Origin of the sequence: Halolamina rubra, from assembly GCF_000739555.1 — an archaeon.
In the GTDB taxonomy this organism is placed as follows: Archaea; Halobacteriota; Halobacteria; order Halobacteriales; family Haloferacaceae; genus Halolamina; species Halolamina rubra.
The window spans coordinates 1-18,420 of record NZ_BBJN01000052.1; the positions used below are offsets into that span (position 1 = coordinate 1).

Annotated in this window: 19 protein-coding genes and 1 pseudogene; 12 read left to right on the plus strand and 8 right to left on the minus strand. The window is 69.0% G+C overall.

What is annotated here, in order from left to right; translation table 11 throughout:
- Positions 1–60: 60 nt before the first annotated feature.
- The gene (locus ACP95_RS13070) at positions 61–1,158 is read right to left on the minus strand and encodes an NAD(P)/FAD-dependent oxidoreductase (protein ID WP_049981626.1); all 1,098 of its coding nucleotides are present in this window, start codon (positions 1,156–1,158) and stop codon (positions 61–63) included.
- Positions 1,159–1,275: 117 nt separating this feature from the next.
- On the opposite strand from ACP95_RS13070, the gene ACP95_RS13075 reads away from it, so the two are divergent.
- A complete protein-coding gene (locus ACP95_RS13075) occupies positions 1,276–1,575 on the plus strand; it encodes a DUF357 domain-containing protein (protein WP_049981627.1) in 300 nt (99 codons plus the stop codon).
- Here the strand turns inward: ACP95_RS13075 and cysS are convergent, their stop codons facing one another.
- Genes cysS through ACP95_RS13090 form a run of 3 tightly spaced genes read right to left on the minus strand, consistent with a single transcriptional unit; the run spans position 1,576 to position 4,216 of the window.
- Entirely contained in the window at positions 1,576–3,054 is a 1,479-nt protein-coding gene (cysS, locus tag ACP95_RS13080; RefSeq protein ID WP_049981628.1) for a cysteine--tRNA ligase, read from the minus strand.
- Positions 3,055–3,101: 47 nt separating this feature from the next.
- Complete coding sequence (locus tag ACP95_RS13085; protein WP_049981629.1) at positions 3,102–3,611, minus strand: DUF7523 family protein; 510 nt, start codon at positions 3,609–3,611, stop codon at positions 3,102–3,104.
- A 59-nt stretch (positions 3,612–3,670) separates the two neighbouring features.
- Entirely contained in the window at positions 3,671–4,216 is a 546-nt protein-coding gene (locus ACP95_RS13090) for a DUF7524 family protein (protein WP_049981630.1), read from the minus strand.
- A gap of 127 nt (positions 4,217–4,343) precedes the next feature.
- Here ACP95_RS13090 and ACP95_RS13095 point away from each other — a divergent pair, with 127 nt between their 5' ends.
- Positions 4,344–4,529 carry a hypothetical protein gene (locus tag ACP95_RS13095; protein WP_049981631.1) on the plus strand — a complete coding sequence of 62 codons (186 nt, stop codon included), beginning with the start codon at positions 4,344–4,346 and terminating at the stop codon, positions 4,527–4,529.
- Positions 4,530–4,538: 9 nt separating this feature from the next.
- Here ACP95_RS13095 and ACP95_RS13100 read toward each other — a convergent pair whose 3' ends face one another.
- From ACP95_RS13100 to nirK, 4 genes and pseudogenes are all read right to left on the minus strand, one after another.
- A complete protein-coding gene (locus ACP95_RS13100) occupies positions 4,539–4,934 on the minus strand; it encodes an OsmC family protein (RefSeq protein ID WP_049981632.1) in 396 nt (131 codons plus the stop codon).
- Between the two features lie 85 nt (positions 4,935–5,019).
- Entirely contained in the window at positions 5,020–5,742 is a 723-nt protein-coding gene (locus ACP95_RS13105) for a metal-dependent hydrolase (protein WP_049981633.1), read from the minus strand.
- Between the two features lie 150 nt (positions 5,743–5,892).
- Complete coding sequence (locus tag ACP95_RS16550; RefSeq protein ID WP_321163005.1) at positions 5,893–6,282, minus strand: halocyanin domain-containing protein; 390 nt, start codon at positions 6,280–6,282, stop codon at positions 5,893–5,895.
- Positions 6,271–7,344, minus strand: a pseudogene (gene nirK / locus ACP95_RS13110) (copper-containing nitrite reductase); the annotation flags it as partial. The gene ACP95_RS16550 and the pseudogene nirK, both read right to left, overlap by 12 nt.
- Positions 7,345–7,553: 209 nt before the next feature.
- Here nirK and ACP95_RS13115 point away from each other — a divergent pair.
- From ACP95_RS13115 to ACP95_RS13160, 10 genes are all read left to right on the plus strand, one after another.
- Positions 7,554–7,787 carry an XdhC family protein gene (locus ACP95_RS13115; RefSeq protein WP_049981634.1) on the plus strand — a complete coding sequence of 78 codons (234 nt, stop codon included), beginning with the start codon at positions 7,554–7,556 and terminating at the stop codon, positions 7,785–7,787.
- A gap of 400 nt (positions 7,788–8,187) precedes the next feature.
- Positions 8,188–10,098: an ABC transporter substrate-binding protein gene (locus ACP95_RS13120; protein WP_049981635.1), complete on the plus strand. Its 1,911-nt coding sequence runs from the start codon at positions 8,188–8,190 to the stop codon at positions 10,096–10,098.
- A gap of 199 nt (positions 10,099–10,297) precedes the next feature.
- A complete protein-coding gene (locus ACP95_RS13125; protein ID WP_049981636.1) occupies positions 10,298–11,272 on the plus strand; it encodes an ABC transporter permease in 975 nt (324 codons plus the stop codon).
- Entirely contained in the window at positions 11,272–12,495 is a 1,224-nt protein-coding gene (locus tag ACP95_RS13130) for an ABC transporter permease (RefSeq protein WP_049981637.1), read from the plus strand. The genes ACP95_RS13125 and ACP95_RS13130 overlap by 1 nt, the downstream gene beginning before the upstream one ends.
- Positions 12,492–13,535, plus strand: coding sequence for an ABC transporter ATP-binding protein (locus tag ACP95_RS13135; RefSeq protein WP_049981638.1), 1,044 nt, complete (start codon positions 12,492–12,494; stop codon positions 13,533–13,535). Before ACP95_RS13130 ends, ACP95_RS13135 begins: the two co-directional genes overlap by 4 nt.
- Positions 13,528–14,871 (plus strand): ABC transporter ATP-binding protein, encoded by a 1,344-nt coding sequence (locus ACP95_RS13140; RefSeq protein WP_049981639.1) that lies wholly within the window; start codon positions 13,528–13,530, stop codon positions 14,869–14,871. Before ACP95_RS13135 ends, ACP95_RS13140 begins: the two co-directional genes overlap by 8 nt.
- Positions 14,872–15,089: 218 nt before the next feature.
- Positions 15,090–15,470, plus strand: a complete 381-nt coding sequence (locus ACP95_RS13145; protein WP_049981640.1) for a DUF7471 family protein — start codon at positions 15,090–15,092, stop codon at positions 15,468–15,470.
- On the plus strand, positions 15,467–15,976 hold the full coding sequence (locus tag ACP95_RS13150) for a winged helix-turn-helix transcriptional regulator (RefSeq protein ID WP_049981641.1): 510 nt from the start codon (positions 15,467–15,469) through the stop codon (positions 15,974–15,976). The genes ACP95_RS13145 and ACP95_RS13150 overlap by 4 nt, the downstream gene beginning before the upstream one ends.
- 57 nt (positions 15,977–16,033) lie before the next feature.
- The gene (locus ACP95_RS13155) at positions 16,034–17,353 is read left to right on the plus strand and encodes a DUF7405 family protein (RefSeq protein WP_049981642.1); all 1,320 of its coding nucleotides are present in this window, start codon (positions 16,034–16,036) and stop codon (positions 17,351–17,353) included.
- Positions 17,346–18,416: a DUF7350 domain-containing protein gene (locus ACP95_RS13160; protein ID WP_049981643.1), complete on the plus strand. Its 1,071-nt coding sequence runs from the start codon at positions 17,346–17,348 to the stop codon at positions 18,414–18,416. Before ACP95_RS13155 ends, ACP95_RS13160 begins: the two co-directional genes overlap by 8 nt.
- Positions 18,417–18,420 lie beyond the last annotated feature (4 nt).

Here is an 18,420-nt window from a genome sequence, read left to right on the forward strand (position 1 = left end):
CCGGCTGCTCGCCTCGGCGACACCGTTAGTCCTCGCCCGCTGCTCGCCTCGGCGACCCCCTCAGTCGTCGCCGGCTGCGGCTTCGGCCTCGGCTTCGACGCCGAGTTCGCCCGCACGTTCGCGCTCCTCGAGCCAGTCGTCGGCGTCGAGCGCGGCTTCGCTCCCCATCCCGGCGGCGGTGACCGCCTGCTGGTAGTGGTGGTCGACCACGTCCCCGGCGCCGAAGACGCCCGGGACGTCGGTCGTGGTCTGGCCGCCGCCGCGGCCGCCCTGGGTGACGATGTACCCCTCCTCGTCGAGTTCGACGCCGGTGCCCTCGAGGTAGCCCGCGTTCGGCGTGTGGCCGATGGCGTAGAACACCGCACCCACGTCCATGTCGAACGCCTCGACCTCGTCGTCGCCGGCCTCGAACTTCTCCTTGGGGTGGCCCTCGGGGTGGCGCACGAGCGCGGCGTGGTCGATCCCGTCCTCCGGCGTGCCGTGGAGTTCCATCAGTTCGGTGTTCCAGAGGATCTCCACCTCGCCGTCGTCGACTTTCTCCATGATGCGGTCGATCCAGTAGTCCTCCGCGCGGAACTCGTCGCGGCGGTGGGCGATGTAGACGGTGTCCGCGAACTTGGTGAGGAAGTTCGCCTCCTCCATCGCGGCGTCGCCGCCGCCGATCACGAGCATGTCCTCGTCGCGGAAGAACGCGCCGTCGCAGGTCGCACAGGTCGAGAGCCCGTACCCCATCAGCTCGTCCTCGCCCGGGACCCCCAGCGTGCGCGCCGAGGCGCCGGAGGCGGCGATGAACGCGTCACAGGTGTACACGTCGCCGTCGCGCATCTCGACGCGGAACGGCGGCGCGTCGCTGCCGTCGTCGCTCTCGCCCAGCCCCGTCACGTCGACGACGATCCCGTGGTCGAGTTCGGCGCCGAAGCGCTCGGCCTGCTCCTTCATGTTGTTCACCAGTTCCGGCCCGGAGATCCCCTCGGGGAAGCCGGGGTAGTTGTCGACCTCGGTCGTCAGGGTGAGCTGGCCGCCCGGCTCGTCGCCCTCGAACACGAGCGGCTCGTTGTTCGACCGGCCGGCGTAGATGGCCGCGGTCAGCCCGGCGATCCCCGTTCCCGCGATGATCAGGCGACGGTGCGCGACCGCCTCCTCGACGTACTCGCTCATGGTCGCCGGTACGGCGGTGGCGGGTATGTACGTTTTGCTGTCGGTGTGCCGTCCGTGCAAGACCGCGCCCGGCGACGCCTCCGACAGCCTTACCGCCCGAGCGCCGGACGCCCGACCATGGCCGCCGATCTGGAGGAGAAGACCGACCGTTACGGCGAGATGCTCGCCGACGCCCTCGACGCCGCCGAGCCCGCGGCGCCGCCGGGCACCCCGCTTGGCGAGGCCGCCGCCGAGACGTACGAGATGGCCGACTCCTACCTCGACGACGGCCGTCACTTCCGGGCGGCCGACGACCCCGTGAACGCGCTGGCGTCGTACTCCTACGGCTACGGCTGGCTCGACGCCGGCGTGCGGTTCGGGCTGTTCGAGATCCCCGAAGACACGGCGCTGTTCACGACCGACGCCGGCGAGGAGTAGTCAGTCGAACCGGTACGTCGGCCCGTCGTCGCCGTCCTCGACCTCGACGCCCAGCGCCTCCAGCCGGTCCCGGAGGTCGTCGGCGCGCTCGTAGTTGCCGGCGTCGCGCTCCCCCTCGCGCACGTCGAGCACCAGCTCCACGAGGCTCTCCGCGATCTCGGCCTCGCCCTCGGTCACGTCGCCGAACTGGAGGCCGAACACGTCGCCGCCGTACTCCTCGAAGAACTCGATCGACTCCCGGAGCGCCCGGTAGTCGTATGGCGCGCCGGCCTCGACGTGGCGGTTGACCGCGGTGGCGACCTCGAGCAGTTCGGCCATCGCCTCGCGAGCGTTGAGGTCGTCGTTCATCGCCGCCTCGAACCCCGCGCGGGCGGCGGACAGGTCGTCGCGGAACTCGGCGTCCTCGACTTTGGTGAGCGCGTCGGCGCCGTCGGCGTGCTCGACGGCGGTCTCGTAGGCGCGCTCGAGTCGCTCCCAGCGCCGGCGGGCCTCCTCGATCGTCTCCTCCGTGTAGGCCTGCTGGGAGCGGTACTCCGCGGAGGCGAAGAACGTCCGCAGGACGTTGACGCCGAACTCCCGGACGGCGTCGGCGACGGTGAAGTAGTTGCCCAGCGAGGAGGACATCTTCTCGCTGCCGGCCTGCAGGAAGCCGACGTGGAGCCAGTAGTTGGCGAACCGCTGGCCGGTCGCGGCCTCGCTCTGGGCGATCTCGTTCTCGTGGTGCGGGAAGACGAGATCCTGGCCGCCCATGTGGATGTCGAGCGTGTCCCCGAGGTGGTTCATCGACATCGCGGAGCACTCGATGTGCCAGCCGGGGCGGCCCGCGCCCCACGGCGACTCCCAGGTCTGCCCCTCGGGGAGGGCGCCCTCGTGTTCGTGTTTGCGGTGCTCCTCGACGGCGTCGGCGTCGACGCCCCCGGCCTTCCAGAGCGCGAAGTCCGCGGGGTTGCGCTTCTCGCTGCGCTCGTCCGGGTCGCCCTGCTCCTCGAGGGACTCGATCTCCTGGTTCGAGAGCTTGCCGTACTCCTCGAAGGAGGTCACGTCGAAGTACACCGAGCCGTTCGACTCGTAGGCGTGGCCCTGCTCGATCAGCGTCTCGACGAGGGCGACGATCTCCGGTACGTGCTCGGAGACTCGTGGGTACACTTCAGCGCGCAGCAGGTTTAGGTCCCGCATCCGGCCCAGCACCTCGTTCGTGTAGTGGCGGGCCACGTCGGCCTCGGTCTCCCACGCCTCGCGCTCGCCCACCCTGGCCGTGATCTTCTCGTTCACGTCGGTGATGTTCTCGACGTGGCGCACGTCGTACCCCTCGTGGGCCAGCCAGCGGTGGAGGATGTCCGCCTGCGCCCAGAGGCGGGCGTGGCCGAGGTGGGGGTCGTCCGAGACCGTCAGCCCGCAGACGTAGAGCAGCACCGAGTCGCCGCTCGCCTCGAACGGCTCGCGCTCGCCCGACAGCGTGTCGGTCAGCGATAGGGTCATGCGGGACGCTTCTCCAGCCGGCGGTTTGAAGCCGTCGGAAGCGCGGCTCACTCCCCCGTCGACGCGTCGGGAACGCCCGACAGCGCGTCCTCGACCGCCCGCAGCGCGTCGACGCCCGCGCGGCGGTCGACGACGACGAGCAGGGTTTCGTCGGCGACCGCGGCCGCCTCGGCGTCGATGCCCTGGGCGTCGAGGCGGCCACAGACCGCCCCGAGCGCGCTCGTTCCGACGTCGCCCGTCGCGATCACGGCCGTCAGCGAGCCGGCGTCGGGGACGACCGCGACGCCGCCGATCGAGAGGAGTCCGCCGTCGGCGTCGTCGGCCGCGTCGTCGACGAAGCCGACGCCGCTCTCCATGCGGACGCGGGCCTCGGCGTCGTGACGGGCGAGCGGCGGGAGATCGTCGGCGAACCGGCGGAGCGCGGTCGCGACGGAGTCGGTCTCGCCGGTGTCGAGGAACTCGGCGGCGGCGGTGTAGTTGACCACGCCCGCGCGGAGCGCGAGCAGGAGGAACGGCCGCTCGCGGACGGCGTCGCGGGTCGCTGCTGCGGTGGACATACACGAGCGCAACGGCGGCGGCGTCAAAAGTCCATCCACCCGCGGGCGTCGGGGCGGGCTCAGGTCAGCGCGAGCACGACGCCGACGAGCGCGACCAGCGCCACGAACGCGGCGGCGGCGACGACGACGGCGCTCTGGACGACGACGGAGACGCCCACGGCCGCGAGCAGTGCCACGGCCGCGAGCGTCAGCAGCCCGAGCGTCTCGGCGTCGAGCTGGTCCCGGATCCCCGCCTCGGACTGTGGCTTGGCGAGGGTCTCGTCCACGTCGATCCCGTAGCCGCCGGCGCGGGACGGCTCGATGCGGAGCTCGATCGTCGCCGTCTCCGCGCCGTACCCGGCCGACACCGTCAGCTGCCCGGTGACCGGCTCCGACAGCGGCTGGGCGTCGACGCCGATCCGGGCGGTCGCCTCGGGCTCGACGTAGCGGCTGTCCTCGCGGAGCCGCGCCGCCCGCGAGAGCGACTCGTCGAGCTTCACGTGGACGTGCGAGCCCTGCCCGTGGTTCTCCAGCGCTACGTCGAACGGCCCGTCGGCTACGTACGACGCCGGCGCGTCGATGTCGCGAGGGCGGTCCCGGTTGAGGTGGACTGAGAGCGCCGGCACGGTTGGCGGTCACACCCCCGTGGGCAAAAAGGTTCACCCGAGTGGCGGGTGCCGAGAACCACCGATACCCGTCCGCTGCGGGGGATTCTGGCCAAAGACTTATGCCGTCTCCCTCGAAGGTCGACGTATGGGTACAAGTAGCACACCGCCCGTCGTCCGCGACTCGCCGCCCCGGGATCGCGGTCCGGATCTGTCACCCCTCGGCACCGACCTCGTCATCTGCGACGGCGAGGCGATGACCTACGGGGAGTACCGGCGGGAGCGGGACGCGGCCCCGGCGGACCGCGAGCGGGAAGCGACCGTCGAGCGCTGAGTCGCCGGCTCAGAACGCGTCGCCTTCGAAGCTCGTCTCGGCGTGGAGCGAACTCTTGAGCGCGTCGTGGACCTTACAGAGGTCGAACGCGCGGTCGATCGCTTCCTGCCCGTCGGCGTCGCTCACGTCGTTCTCGACGGCGATGTCGAAGTGGACGCTGTCGAGTTTGTCGTCGTCGTTGAGCTCGCCCGTGATCGAGAGCTCGATCTCGCCGAGCTCGCCCACGTCGCGCTGCTGGGCGCCGACGCGCAGCGCCGGCACGTAGCAGGCGCCGTAGGACGCCAGCAGCGACTCCAGCGTGTCGGGCGCGGACTCGCCGCCGGGGTCGATGTCGACGGAGAAATCGCGGATCTCGGTCGTGGAAGCGTAGCCGTCCTCGGAGACTGTGGTGACTTCTTTGCTCATCGCGACCGGAAGTTGGTCCGGTCGCGGCCTAAATCTTGCTGCCCCGGCCGAGGGCGGCCGGTCGCCGGCGCCGGGGCGTCGACGGCTACTCCGCCAGCGTGTACGACTCGTCGCCGTCGAGGACGACGACCTCGGTGTCGCTGCCCGTCGCCCTGACCTCGCGGACGAACTCGTCGGTGTCGATCTCGATCGGCGGGAACGTGTCGTAGTGCATCGGGAACGCCACGTCGACGTCGAGCCAGTCGACCGCGATCGCGGCCTGGGCCGGACCCATGGTGAAGTGGTCGCCGGCCGGCACCGCGGCGGCGTCGGGCTCGAGGAACGGCGCGATCACGTCCTTCATCTCGGAGTGGAGCGACGTGTCGCCGGCGTGGTAGAACGCGGTCGAGTCGGCGTCGGACTCCTGGGTGGGTTTCGTCTCGCTGATCACGTAGCCCGCGGGCATCCCGCCGCTGGCGCCGTAGTCGGTGTCGAGCCCGTTGGAGTGGTCGGCCCGCACCATCGTGACGAACGCGTCGCCGAGCTCGACGGTGCCGCCGAGGTTCATCCCCGTCGAGTGCTCGACGCCGTAGTTGTCCGCGAGGTAGCTCGTCACTTCCGGCGTCGAGACGAAGTGGCTCCCCTCGAAGCGGTCGGCGTCGCCGATGTGGTCGGCGTGCCCGTGGGTGATCAGGACGTGATCGGGGTCCAGCTCCTCCGGGTCGGTGTCGGTGAACGGCGTGTCGAAGAACGGGTCGATCAGGAACTCGGTGTCGTCGACGGTGACGCTCCAGGTCGAGTGGCCGTACCAAGTGAGGTCGAAGCTCATTACGACCGTCCGTACGGTTTCGCGCATCCTCAATGTTACTGCTCCCGCGGTAATTCACTCGCAGTGATAGCTACTCGCGGGAGGCAGGACGTATCGAAGGAGCGAGCAGCCCGACGACGCGAAAAAGGTGTTCGGCAGGAGAGACGCCCGTCACTCGACGACGACGGCGCCCTTCATCCCCATCGTCTTGTGGGGCATGCAGTAGTACTTCGTCGTCCCCGTCTCGTCGAAGGTGTGGCTGAACGTGTGGCCGGCGTCGCCCACCATCTCGCTGGCGAAGCTGCCGTCGTCGGCCTGCACGTCGTGGCTGCCGCCCTCGCCGGTCCACTCCCAGACCACGGTCGTGCCGGGGGAGACCGCGACCGCGGCGGGGCCGAAGCCGAACCCGCCGCCGTTGGCCTGCGAGCCGACCTGCACGGTGATCTCCTCCTCGCCGGTCCGGTCGACGACGCCGTCGTAGTTGTCGACGTTGTCGAACCAGCCGTCGAACTCGGCGGGGCCCTCGCTTTCGCCGCCCGCCTCCTGACCGGGGTCGAACACGTCCGTGTTCGGCTCACCCTGCACGTCGATGACCGCCAGCGCGCCCTTCCGGCCGACTCGCGAGAGCGCGTGGTCGACGATCTTGATCGGGCCCGGGACGGGCGAGTGCAGCGTCGCGACCACCGCCGATCCCGGCGGCACCGGCGTCGTCTGGATGTTGCGGTGCACGTCGCTCCCGATGCCTCCCTGGGGGTGGACCTCGTCCCAGACCGAGCCGATGGGGTGGAGCGAACTGGAGAGGTTCGGCCCCCCCGAGACGTAGTAGAGCCGGGCGCTCTCGCCGGTCTCCATCTCCATCTCGTTGTAGCCGTTGGGGCCGATGGCGTACTTCTCGCCGTTGATGAGGACGTACGTCGGCTCCTCGGCCTTCATCGCCTCGAAGTCGAAGTCGTGGTGGCCCTCCTCGCCGGCGTCGCCGGTGGTGTACAGCTCGTGCTGGCCGAGGTAGAACTCGTGGTCGACCGCGGGCAGCCCCTCCTCGGGCTCGATCAGGATCGCGCCGAACATCCCGCTAGAGATGTGGTAGTCCAGGTTCGGGACGGCGCAGTGGTAGGTGAACAGCCCGGGGTAGGTCGCCTTGAACGTGAACGACTTCGTCTCGCCCGGGGCGACCATCGTCGCCTCGGCGCCGCCGCCCGGCCCCCGCACCGCGTGGAGGTCGATGTTGTGCGGCATCGAGTTCGACTCGTCGTTCGTGATCGTCATCTCGACGTGGTCGCCGACGCGGGCCCGGATCATCGGCCCGGGGATCCGGCCGTCGAAGCTCATGTACATGTACGTGACGCCGGGCTCGATCTCGGCGACCTGCTCGTGGGTGGTCATCTCCACGCTGACGGTCTCCGGGCTGTCGCGGTCGATCGGCGCCGGGACCGCGGTCGGGTTGCCGGCGATGCGCTGGGTGTCGAGTGCGGGGCTCTCGTTCATGCTCGGGGGTTGCGGGGTGGTGTTCGCCGCCTCCTCCTCGGCTGGCGGGGCTGAGACGCAGCCGGCGACCGCCGTGGCCCCGGCCGCACCCATGCTCTGCAACACGCGCCGTCGGGTCGTCGTGGGTACTTCGCTCATCACATCTAGACCATGGGGCCGAGGGAGTATATGGGGGGCTGCCGATTCTCAGTTTCTTAGAAATCGCCACACAGAGACGCTGTAACACCGGTCCAGCTGATAAACCTCCCACGCTATGCAGGGGCGGTCGTTCGCGGCCACGAGCCGACAGTTCGGCGGGGGTTCCGCCCCCGACACACTTGAGTTCGGAGCGCGGCGCAACCCGACCGATGGCCGTCCACCGACGCGCGGCCGAACTCACCGACGCCGGCGAGACGGTCGCGATCGCGACGGTGACCGACGTCGAGAGGAGCGCCCCCCGCGAGCCGGGGGCGACGATGCTCGTCCGGGAGAACGGCGACACAAAGGGCACCATCGGCGGCGGGACCGTCGAGGCGCTGGCCCGGGAGGTCGCGAACGCGTCGACGACGGCGCCGATCACGTCGGCCGGGACGAACGGGTAGTCGACCGGCGATAGCAGCAGGCCGTCGGCGTCCCGCGCCTGCGCCACCCGGACGCGCGCACTGAGGAGAGCGTGCCCGCCAACGTACTCCTGGTTCTCGACGACGGTCGCCCCCGAGAGGTCGGCGCGGGAACCCACCTCTCGGCCTCGGAGCCGACGATGACCACGTCGTCGACGCCCGCCTCGTGGGACTGCTCGATCAGTCCACTGTCTCCACGGGGTGGGAGGTACGCGGCCAGTAGCGGTCAGATGAATCTCGAGATTTCGCCGTAGATAGTTTCGAAACAGCCACCGAACCCGGGGTCGATCCACGAGTTCCCGGCCGGCATCGGTCCATGAGTGAAAGGACCATGGTACCAAACGACAGTTTTATCTGCTATTTCTGATAACAGAGTGACCACATGTCTGACCCTCACGGACGACGTGGTGACGACAGCAACCCAGGTATCAACCGTCGTCGGTGGCTGCAGGCCATCGGCGTCGCCGGTGCAGCCGGGATGGCCGGCTGTACGGGCGGCGACGGCACCGACACGGCGACGGATTCACCGACCGACACCGAGGGCGACGCGATGGGCGAAGACACGGCCACGCCCGAGGGCGAGGTCGAGATCCCCGAGGTCGGCGGCACGTACAACACCGTCACCTCGAGCCCTGTCGACACCCTCAACCCGCTGTTCAACACCGAGGCCGGCGCCGGTACGCTGATCGGCTACGCCCTCGACATGGGGTACACGTTCGGTCCGGGTAACGAACAGATCCCCCAGCTCTACGAGCTGACCACCGACGACGGTGGGAAGGTCTGGACGGGGAAGGTTCGGGAGAACCTCCAGTTCGGCGGCGACTACGGCCAGGTCACCGCCGAGGACTTCGTCTACCTGGTGCAGGAGGTCCACAAGTCCGACTGGGCGGCGACGTCCGCCACCAGCTCGTGGCCGGAGACGACCACCATCACGCAGACGGGCGAGTTCGAGTTCCAGATCGAGCTCGAGAGCGCCAACCTGCTGTACCCGGCGACGTACGACCCGCTGATGTACCCGATCCCGAAGGAGCTCCTCGAGCCCTACGTGGCCGAAGAGGACTCCCAGGGGCTCCAGGAGGACCAGGAGCTGCTGAACCTCGAGTTCACCGGGAACCTCGGCGCCTACACCCTCGAGGAGTGGAACCGCTCCAGCGGGCAGACGTACACCCGCAACGAGGACTACTACATGCAGGAGGCGACCGACATCAACCAGCTCTTCGAGAACGCGCCCTACTTCGAGACTCTCGAGAGCCGGGTCGTGCAGGAGCAGGCCTCCCGCCTCGGCGCCCTCGAGACCGGCGAGACCGACTACGCGTCGGTGCCGCCGGAGCGCGTCGAGGAGTTCGACGGCATGGACAACGTCAACGTGTACCTCCAGCCCCAGCCGTACAACGAGGTCTGCGTCTACAACATGCGTGAGAACGGCTGGAACGCCGGCCCGGGCAACCTGTTCCGGGAGAAGAAGTTCCGCCAGGGGCTCGGCTGCGCCGTCGACAAGCAGGCGCTCGTCGAGGGCGTGTTCCGCGGCTACGCGAACGTCGAGTACACGTGGCAGCCGCGCTGGTCCAAGTGGTACCCGAGCGACGCCGACGTGCCGGAGTACGGGACGGGCGACCTCTACGGGCAGGAGGCCACCCAGAGCCGCATCCAGGAAGCGATCGACAACGTCGAGTACGACTACAGCTACGACGGCCAGGGCCGCCTCCTCAACCCCGAGGGCGACCAGTGTACGCTCACGCTCTACCACAGCGCCGGCCAGAACACCGAGCGCTCGATGGCGGAGTTCATCGCCCAGGAGTTCGAGCGGAACGCCGGGATCGTCGTCGAGGTCAACGCGATCCAGGGGTCGCAGTTCTCCAACCAGTACTGGCAGCAGGAGATCCCCGAGAACGCCGACGAGCTCGAGTGGTCCAAGGGCGCCTACAACGCCGGTCCGCGTGACGAGGCCACGAGTAAGAACGCGTGGGACATGACGGTCGTGTTCGGCCTCAACACCTACCCGCTCAACCCGCTCACGGCCGAGGTGTTCTTCGACAAGGACTCCTTCTACAACCCGTACGGCTACGTCCCGTCCTGGGACGCGCCGTCGCTGTGGGAGGAGGCGAACAACGCCGAGTCCACCGAGGAGCTCCAGGAGGTCCTCAGCGAGATCTTCGTGAAGGTCGCCGAGGATCAGCCGATGGGGATGCTCGCGTTCCCGAGCAGCCGTGCCGGGTACGCCGCCGACATCGTCGGCCCGCAGGAGAACTTCTTCAGCGGCTGGGACTTCCCCGCCTGGTACCGCGAGGAGTAACGACACAGCGGGCCTTCGGCGTTTTTTGAGCGCCCGATCGAGCTGTCCACCGAAACACACATGTGGTAATCATGTCGTACCGGTACACACCGGTTCGACGGTTGCTACACGTACGCACACGCGGATGGGGGAGCATGCATATACAGCAGAAACGACGGTCGAAGCTTTCAGCAATACACACATGAGGTCGTTATAAGCAATGGGAATGGAATGGTACATCGTCCGACGGGTCGCGTGGGCGGCCATCGTGACGTTCATCATCGTGACGATCACCTGGGGCCTGATGACGGCGGCGCCGAACCCCCAGGTTCAGGCGGCGGTCACACAGGCGGCGATGGACGGGGAGAACCCCGCCGCGGCCGAGGAGCGCATGGAGGCACAGCTCCAGCTCGATCGCCCGCTCCACGTGCGGTTCATGGACTACGTGGTCGGCGTGTACACGCTCGAGTGGGGGTGGTCGAACACCCGTAACGAGCCGGTGACCGACGCGCTGGTCACCGCGCTGTACTTCACCGTCCAGTATTCGGTGCCGTGGACGATATTGACCGTGTTGATAGGTCCGATCGTCGGCGTCTACTCCGCGGCCAACCAGTACAGCTGGCGGGACCACGCAGCCACGGGCTTGGCGTTCTTCGGCTACGCGATCCCGAACTTCTTCTTCGGGATCATACTGCTGTTGATATTCGGGGTCCAGTTGGAATGGATCCCCATCGTCTACCAGACCGACGTGCCGGTGTTCAGCGTCCAGAACGTGATCCAGCTCACGATTCCGATATTCGTGCTGGTCACCGGCTCCATCGGCGCCATCATGCGCGTCTCGCGCAACGAGGCCGCGGAGTACGCGAACGCGGACTTCGTCAAGACGGCGAAGGCCAAGGGCGTCTCGACGTACCGGATCTACGCACGCCACGTCATCCGGCCGACGATGGTGCCGCTGTCGACGACGATGGTGGGCTACCTGCTCGCCATCTTCACCGGCTCGTCGCTGCTGGTCGAGGTGGTGTTCGGCATCCCGGGGCTGGGGCGGACGCTGTACGACGCGGTGGTCGCACAGGACACGAACCTCGTACTGGGTTCGACCCTGTTCTTCACGTTCGTGGCGACCATCGGCAACCTGCTCCAGGACCTGGTGTACACAGTGCTTGACCCGCGGATCAGCTTCGAGGATCGATAATGGCGACGGACAGACAATCCTTCGACGAGATCGACTGGGCGCAGATCGACGAGGAGACCGAACGCGAGATTTCGCCGAACTTCATCATCGTCGCGGTCGGCACGGCCCTGATGGGCCTAGTGTGGGCGTTCGACTACTTCTTCGTCACGGGAACGTACGACGCCGCGATCGGGATGGACTTCGGCAACCAGTACACCCCGACGTTCCAGTTCATCGGCTGGGGGTACGACGTGACCCAGCTCGACTGGCTGTTCGCGTTCTCCCTGCTGCTGTTCGGGGCGTACATGATCCTGCCGCTGTACCAGAACCCGCGGATGACGAAGTACTACTGGCGGGACATGAAGCGCAACCGCCCGGCGATGGCGAGCCTCGGGTGGCTGCTGTTCATCTTCGTCATCGGCGTCATCGGCCCGGCGGTGATCAAGGCGCCGACGGTCGACCTGATGACGAAGTACCAGCCGCCGATGTTCCTGGAGATCAACAATATCTACCCGATCAACTGCGCCGGCGACGTCGTCGGCGGCGCCTGTCAGGGATCGCTCGAGCACCCGCTCGGGACGACCGGCGACGGGAAGGACATCTTCCGGATCATCGTCTACGGGATGCAGATCAGCATGAAGATCGGCTTCATCGCGACGCTGTTCGTCGTCACGATCGGGAGCATCGTCGGCACGGTCGCCGCCTACGCCGGCGGCCTCGTCGACGAGGTCCTGATGCGCTGGGTCGACATCCAGCAGTCGTTCCCGACGTTCATCCTCTACCTGCTGATCCTCTACATCTACGGGGCCAGCCTGTTCCTGTTCATCGTCCTCTTCTCGCTGTTCTCGTGGGAGGGGACCGCACGCTACGTGCGGAGCAACGCGCTGGCGAAGACGGAGGAGGAGTACATCAAGGCGGTCCAGCTCAGCGGCGCGAGCACCTACCGGGTGATCCGCTCGCACATCATGCCCAACAGCGCGAGCAGTATCGTCACCGACATCACGCTGCTGATCCCGTCGTTCATCCTGTTCGAGGCGCAGTTCGCGTTCCTCGGGCTGGGTGACTCGACGATCCCGTCCTGGGGCGTGCTGATCGCGCAGGGGCGCTCGGACCTGGCGTTCGCGCCGTGGATCACGCTGATCCCCGGGCTGTTCCTCTTCTTCACCATCCTGGCGTTCAACTTCCTCGGGGACGCGCTCCTCGACGCACTGAACCCCGAAGCCGACGCGGAGGCCGAAAAATGACTGACGAACCACTACTGACGGTCGACGGACTCACGACGGAGTTCGACACCGACAACGGCGTACTGACCGCGGTCGACGGCATCGACTTCGAGATTCCGCGCGGCGAGACGGTGTGTCTCGTCGGCGAGTCCGGGTCGGGCAAAACCGTCGCCAGCGAGTCGATCACCCGGATCGTCCCGACGCCGCCCGGCGAAGTGACGGGCAGCGTCACGTTCGACGGCCGGGAGATCACGTCGCTGAGCGAGTCCGAGCTCCGGGAGATCCGCGGCGGGCGGATCGCCCACGTGTTCCAGAACCCGCAGGACGCGCTCAACCACTGCTACACGGTGGGGTGGCAGATCGTCGAGGCGATCCAGACCCACGAGCCGGACACCTCCGAGCAGGCGGCCCGCGAGCGGGCGATCGACCTGCTCAACGACGTCGGCGTCGCCAACGCCGCCGCGCGGCTGGACGACTACCCCCACGAGTTCTCCGGCGGTCAGAAACAGCGCGTGATGATCGCGATGGCGCTGGTCACCAACCCCGACCTCCTGATCGCCGACGAGCCGACGACGGCGCTGGACGTGACTGTGCAGGCCCAGATCCTCAACCTGCTCGAGGATCTCCAGGACGAGTACGACATGAGCATCCTGTTCGTCACGCACGACCTCGGGGTCGTCGCCCAGATCGCCGACCACGTGGTCGTGATGTACGCCGGGAAGGTGATGGAGCGGGGCACCGTCGAGGAGATCTTCGACGACCCCTCCCACCCGTACACGCGTGCGCTGCTCGAGTGTCTGCCCGGGCAGGCGCGCTCGGCCGAGGGGATCCCCGGGACGCTCCCCTCGCCGATCAGCCCGCCGGACGGCTGCCGGTTCGCACCGCGGTGTGACTACGCGGTCGAGGAGTGCACCGCCGGCGAGCAACCGCCCGAGGAGCCGCTGTCGGACACCCACGCCGTCTCGTGTGTCCACTACCAGCAGGGGTACGACCCCGCGACCGTGAAAAGCGAGTTCACACAGGAGGACGGCACGGTAACCGGAGGTGTCTCCGGTGACTGAGGAGCCGATCCTCTCGGTCCGGAACCTGAAGAAGCACTACCCGATCACCGAGGGGATCCTCTCCCGACAGGTCGGCGCCGCCAAAGCCGTCGACGGCATCAGCTTCGACATCGCCGAGGGCGAGACGCTCGGCCTGGTCGGCGAGTCCGGCTGCGGGAAGTCAACCGCCGCCTCGTCGATCATCCGCCTCGAGGAGGCCACCGAGGGCGAGGTGATCTTCAACGGCGGCGGCCGCGCCGGCCGCAGCCGCGAGGGCGACGGCGCCCACCCCAACGACGTGACCACGTTCGACGACGAGGAGCTGAAGTCGTTCCGCCGGGACGCCCAGATGATCTTCCAGGACCCCTCCTCGAGCCTGGACCCGCGGATGACCGTCGGGAGCTCGGTCGCCGAGCTCCTGCTCGTCCACGGGATGACCGACAAACAGCGACGCCGCGAGATCGTCGAGGACCTGCTCGAACGCGTGGGGCTGGAAGCGGACTACTACGACCGCTACCCCCACGAGTTCTCCGGCGGGCAGAAACAGCGCATCGCGCTGGCCCGCGCGCTCGTGCTCAACCCCGAGTTCATCGTCGCCGACGAGCCGGTGTCCGCGCTCGACGTGTCGATCCGCGCGGAGATCCTCTCGCTGCTCAACGACATCCAGGAGGAGTTCGGCCTCTCGATGCTGTTCATCAGCCACGACATGAGCGTCGTGCGGGAGGTCTGTGACCGGGTCGCCGTGATGTACCTGGGCGAGATCGTCGAGATCGGCGACACCGACGAGGTGTTCCGGAACCCCCAGCACCCCTACACGGAGGCGCTGCTGTCGGCGATCCCCCGGCCCGACCCCTCCGCGGAGCAGGAGAACATCGAGCTCAAGGGGACCGTCCCGAGCCCCACCAACCCGCCGTCGGGCTGTAAGTTCCACACGCGGTGTCACATGGTGATCCAGTCCGACGAGTTCGACCTCGAACAGGAGCGCTGGCGCTCGCTGCTGACGTTCCGCGACCGCGTTCGCAGCGGCGAGGTCGATCCCGAGAGCATCCGCGAGGCGCTCGCGTTCGAGGCCGACGACCTGTCGGCCGTCGACGACGAGACGATCAAAGACGAGCTCAGAACGGAGTTCGAGCTCGCCGAGGAGCTCTCGGACCCCGAGGCGGAGTCGATCCTCCAGGACGCGCTCGACGCGCTCGCCGAGGGCCGGATGGAGGACGCGAACGACCACCTCTCGACGTTCACGACGCCCTGCGAGGAGCAGGTGCCCGAGGAGACCGACCACGGCAACGGCCACATCTCGGCCTGTCTGCGGAACAAGCCCGAGACCGAACACGGCGCGCCGCTGGCCGACGACTGAACGGCGCGCTGTCAGCCGTGAAGTTCGACGACTGAACGGCGAGCGGTCAGCCGTCAAGTTCGACGACTGATAGGCCCGCTCGGACCCAGAGCGCCCTCCGCACTCCTTCTACGGACCGGCATACCCAGGTTCGACGCCGTCGAGCGCGTCGACGGCGGCCGTGGCACACCAGCGACCGTATCGAGAGGCGTATCCCCGTCGAGTGCGAACCGCCGATAATGAACGGTGTCGCGACCGCCGGCCCGCTCGTGGCCGGCGTTCACGGGCGCGAGCCCGTGACGTTCCTGCTGCTGAGCCTCGCGGCGGCGCTGACCGCCGTCGTCGCCGGCCTCGCCGTCGCCGCGTTCGTCCGGCGGCGCTCCCGGCGCTACCTGCTCGTGGCGCTGGCGCTGTCGACGCTGCTGGCCCGCAGCGCCGTGGGGCTGGCCGCGTACCTGGGCGCGGTCGGGCCCGGAATCCACCACACGCTCGAGCACGGCCTCGACGTGGCGATGGCGGCGCTGGTGATCGCCGCGGTGTATCTGGTGGGGAAGCCGTCGGCCGCGGGTGCCACCCGTGCGGACGGCGGCGCCGACGACGGGGGTGATCGGGAGCGATGAGCGACACGCGCGAGCGCCTGCTGGCGCACGTCCGCGAGCACCCCGGCCGCCACGCCAGCGCGCTCGGCCGGGAGCTGGACCTCGCGACCGGCCAGCTCCAGTACCACCTGCGACGCCTGCGCCGCGCGGGCCGCGTCGTCGCCGACGACCGCTACGGCCGCACCCACTACTTCCCGCCGGGGTACGACGACTGCGAGCGGGAGCGGATCGCGCTGGCGCGCCGGGAGACCGCCCGCGCCGTGCTCGTCGCGCTGCTGTCGGGCGAACGCCCCGCGGCCGAGCTCGCCGACGATCTCGACGTCGCCCGGAGCACCCTCTCCTACCACGTCGACCGCCTCCGCGAGGCCGACCTCGTCGACGAGCGCCGCGACGAGCGGGGACGGGTCCACCTCTCGCTGTCAGAGCCCGAGACGACGCGGGGGCTGCTCTCGACGGTCGAGCCCGAGATGGGCGACCGGCTCCTCGACCGGTTCACCCGGCTCGTCGACGACCTGCTCGAGGGGTAGCGCCGGTTTCGAGAGGCTCACCAGAACCCACTTTCCCGTCGCTTTCCTACGGCGCCCATGAGCGACTCCCACGGCATCGACCGCCGCGCGTTCGTGAAGTCCGCCGTCGCCATCGGCGGCGCGGCGGCGCTGTCGGCCTGCCTGGACCGCGGGACCGAGATCGACGTGCCACGCGGGCCCGAGGACCCGACTGCAGCGTTCCCGGAGCGCCAGCACGCCTGGAACGCCGCGCTGCCGACCACCGACGCCGGCAACAACCACCACCCGCGCCACCGCGTGCTGCTCGCGCTCGACTACGGCGAGGGAACGCCGACCGAGGCGGAGCGCGAGACCGTCGAGGCCGCGCTGGCGGGCGTCGAGCGCGCCTACGAGCGCTCCGCGGCTGGACTGCTGCTGACGATAAGCTACTCGCCGTACTACTTCGACCGGTTCGACGCCGACCTGCCCGAGAGCGTCGACCTGCCGGAGCCCCGCGCGCTCTCGGCCTTCGAGGACCCGGCCGCCGATGACGCCGACGCGATCGTCCACCTCGCCAGCGACCACGGCGAGGTGGTGATGGGCGCCGAGGAGGCGCTGAAGGGCGAGCTCGACGAGCTCAACGGTGTCCCCCAGCCCGACGCGGCGCTGACCGACGCGTTCTCGGTCCGCGAGCGCCGGACGGGGTTCATCGGCGACGGCCTCCCCGCCGAGAACCAGGACGTGTCGGGCGTCCCCGACGACGGCCCGGTCCCCGAGGACGCCCCGCTGTACATGGGGTTCGAGTCGGCGTTCGAGGGGAACCAGCCCACCGAGGACCGCGTGACGATCCGGGAGGGGCCCTTCGCCGGCGGCACGACCCAGCAGCTCTCGACGCTGACGCTGAACCTGACCCAGTGGTACGAGCAGGACACCCGCGAGCAGCGCGTCTCCAAGATGTTCTGTCCCCACCACGCCGCGAACAACGTGGTCGAGGACGCCGGCGAGAACCTCGGCACCGATCCGCGGATGGACGACTGCGGCGACCCGATGGAGACCGCCCGGAGCGAGGGCGTCGTCGGCCATAGTCAGAAGATGGTCGACGTGCGCGAGGACGACGCGCCGATCATCCTGCGGCGGGACTTCGACTCGACCGACGGCGACCGCGCCGGCGTCCACTTCCTCTCGCTCCAGCGGACGATCTCCGATTTCGTCACCACCCGGGAGGCGATGAACGGCGAGGAGATCGACAGCGACTCCGCGGTCGGTCAGCGCACGAACAACGGGATCCTGCAGTACATCACCACGGTGCGGCGGGGGAACTTCCTCGTGCCGCCGCGCTCGCTGCGGGCGCTCCCGCCCGCCAGGCCCGACGCGGACGTGGCCGAGGTCGCCGAGCGCGCGGAGGTGGCCGATGCGTGAGCGCTCCCGGCGGGCGTTCCTCGGCGGCGTCGGCGCCGCCGGCGTCGGCGGTCTCGCGGGCTGTCTGGGCTTCGAACTCGAGTCGGGGAGCCGCGAGCCGGCGCTGGTCGAGAACCGCCCCGACGCGGTTTACCGCCCGACCCACACCGAGGGGATGGCGATGGCGGGGGTCGTCAGCGACGGGGGGTACAGCTGCGCGCTGACGTACAGCTACCCCCACCGGTTCTGGACGGTCACGGGCGACGACACCACGCAGGTCGAGGTGGGGGCCGACGACGCGCTCCACCTCATGCCGGTCGTCTGGCACAGCGAGACGGGGGTCGTCCCCTCGGACGTGAACCCGAGCGTCGACGTGACCCGGGACGGCGAGTCGGTCGTCGACGGGCTGAACCCGTGGCCGATGCTCGCCCAGCAGATGGGGTTCCACTTCGGCGACAACGTCGAACTCCCCGAGCAGGGGGAGTACACCGTCACAGTCTCGGTGGGCGCGGGCGGCGACCGCCGCACCGGCTCGCTGGCCGAAACGGAACGCGCGGAGTTCGAGTTCACGCTCGACTACCAGCGGTCCGAGCTCCGGGAACTCCCGTTCCAGGACGTCCCCGAGGCCCGACAGGGGACGCTGGGCGCCGCCGAGCCGATGGAGATGGAGATGGTGCCGCTGATGCGGGCGCCCGCGAGCGACGACCTCCCGGGGACGGTCCGGGGGACGACCGAGAGCGGCGACGCGCAGTTCGTCGTGACGACGCTCGAGGACGCCACGCCCTTCGGCGGCGACGAGGGACAGGGGTACCTCGCCGTCTCGCCGCGCACGCCGTACAACCGGTTCCCGCTGCCGCAGCTGTCGCTGTCGGGGACGCTGTCACGCGACGGCGAGACGACGTTCGACGGCTACCTGAACGAGTGGCTCGACCCCGACCTCGGCATCCACTACGGCGCGGTCGTCGACGGCGTCGAGGGCGGCGACGAGCTGACGATCACCGTCGACACGCCGCCGCAGCTCTCCAGACACGAGGGGTACGAGACCGCGTTCATGAACCTGCCGGCGGCGACGCTCACGCTCTGAGGCG